We start from the raw sequence: 2500 nt of genomic DNA on the forward strand, positions 1-2500 counted from the left end.
TGAATGGGGAAACCCACCCGCAAGGGTATCGCATACTGAATACATAGGTATGCGAGGCGAACCTGGAGAACTGAAACATCTAAGTACCCAGAGGAAAAGACATCAACCGAGATTCCGAAAGTAGTGGCGAGCGAAATCGGAAGAGCCTTCTAGTGATAGTCAGACGGTTAACAAAACGGAATGGAAAGTCCGGCCATAGTAGGTGATAGCCCTGTATGTGAAAACCGACTGGTGGTACTGAGCTAGAGAAAAGTAGGGCGGGGCACGAGAAACCCTGTCTGAATATGGGGGGACCATCCTCCAAGGCTAAATACTCATCATCGACCGATAGTGAACCAGTACCGTGAGGGAAAGGCGAAAAGAACCCCGGGAGGGGAGTGAAATAGATCCTGAAACCGCATGCTTACAAAAAGTAGGAGCCCGCAAGGGTGACTGCGTACCTTTTGTATAATGGGTCAGCGACTTACATTCAGTGGCAAGGTTAACCGAATAGGGGAGCCGTAGAGAAATCGAGTCCGAATAGGGCGTCCAGTCGCTGGGTGTAGACCCGAAACCAAGTGATCTATCCATGGCCAGGATGAAGGTGCCGTAACAGGTACTGGAGGTCCGAACCGACTAGTGTTGCAAAACTAGCGGATGAGCTGTGGATAGGGGTGAAAGGCTAAACAAACTTGGAAATAGCTGGTTCTCTCCGAAAACTATTTAGGTAGTGCCTCAAGTATTACCTGCGGGGGTAGAGCACTGTTTAGGCTAGGGGGTCATGGCGACTTACCAAACCTATGCAAACTCCGAATACCGCAGAGTACAGCTTGGGAGACAGAGCACCGGGTGCTAACGTCCGGACTCAAGAGGGAAACAACCCAGACCGCCAGCTAAGGTCCCTAAAATTGGCTAAGTGGGAAACGAAGTGGGAAGGCTAAAACAGTCAGGATGTTGGCTTAGAAGCAGCCATCATTTAAAGAAAGCGTAATAGCTCACTGATCGAGTCGTCCTGCGCGGAAGATGTAACGGGGCTAAGCCAGTTACCGAAGCTGCGGATTTGCAATTTATTGCAAGTGGTAGGAGAGCGTTCTGTAAGCCTGTGAAGGTGCCTGGTAACGGGTGCTGGAGGTATCAGAAGTGCGAATGCTGACATGAGTAGCGTTAAAGGGGGTGAAAAGCCCCCTCGCCGTAAGCGCAAGGTTTCCTACGCAACGTTCATCGGCGTAGGGTGAGTCGGCCCCTAAGGCGAGGCAGAGATGCGTAGCTGATGGGAAACAGGTCAATATTCCTGTACCGATGTGTAGTGCGATGTGGGGACGGAGAAGGTTAGCTCAGCCAACTGTTGGATATGTTGGTTCAAGCCTGTAGTCGTGCCTGGTAGGCAAATCCGCCGGGCTTAGATGAGGGGTGATAACGAGTCTGCTTGCAGACGAAGTGAGTGATACCCTGCTTCCAGGAAAAGCCACTAAGCTTCAGCTACACACGACCGTACCGCAAACCGACACTGGTGCGCGAGATGAGTATTCTAAGGCGCTTGAGAGAACTCTGGAGAAGGAACTCGGCAAATTGATACCGTAACTTCGGGAGAAGGTATGCCGCAAGTAGGTGAACTTGAACAAAGGGAGCCCAAAGCGGTTGCAAAAAATCGGTGGCTGCGACTGTTTAATAAAAACACAGCACTCTGCAAACACGAAAGTGGACGTATAGGGTGTGACGCCTGCCCGGTGCTGGAAGATTAAATGATGGGGTGCAAGCTCTTGATTGAAGTCCCAGTAAACGGCGGCCGTAACTATAACGGTCCTAAGGTAGCGAAATTCCTTGTCGGGTAAGTTCCGACCTGCACGAATGGCGTAACGATGGCCACACTGTCTCCTCCAGAGACTCAGCGAAGTTGAAATGTTTGTGATGATGCAATCTCCCCGCGGAAAGACGGAAAGACCCCATGAACCTTTACTGTAGCTTTGTATTGGATTTTGAACGGATCTGTGTAGGATAGGTGGGAGGCTTTGAAGTGAGGACGCTAGTTCTCATGGAGCCGACGTTGAAATACCACCCTGGTGCGTTTGAGGTTCTAACCCAGGTCCCTTATCGGGATCGGGGACAGTGCATGGTAGGCAGTTTGACTGGGGCGGTCTCCTCCCAAAGCGTAACGGAGGAGTTCGAAGGTACGCTAGTTACGGTCGGACATCGTGACGATAGTGCAATGGCATAAGCGTGCTTAACTGCGAGACTGACAAGTCGAGCAGATGCGAAAGCAGGACATAGTGATCCGGTGGTTCTGTATGGAAGGGCCATCGCTCAACGGATAAAAGGTACTCTGGGGATAACAGGCTGATACCGCCCAAGAGTTCATATCGACGGCGGTGTTTGGCACCTCGATGTCGGCTCATCTCATCCTGGGGCTGTAGTCGGTCCCAAGGGTATGGCTGTTCGCCATTTAAAGAGGTACGTGAGCTGGGTTTAAAACGTCGTGAGACAGTTTGGTCCCTATCTTCCGTGGGCGCTGCAGATTTGAGGA

General features: G+C 51.4%; 1 rRNA gene (only partly in view). It reads left to right on the forward strand.

Features of this window, described 5'->3' with window-relative positions:
• Window positions 1-2500: ribosomal RNA gene (locus ACM14_RS29290) — 23S ribosomal RNA — on the forward strand (it extends past both window edges: 115 nt to the left, 261 nt to the right).

This window comes from Delftia sp. JD2, assembly GCF_001682645.1.
In the GTDB taxonomy this organism is placed as follows: Bacteria; Pseudomonadota; Gammaproteobacteria; order Burkholderiales; family Burkholderiaceae_C; genus Comamonas; species Comamonas acidovorans.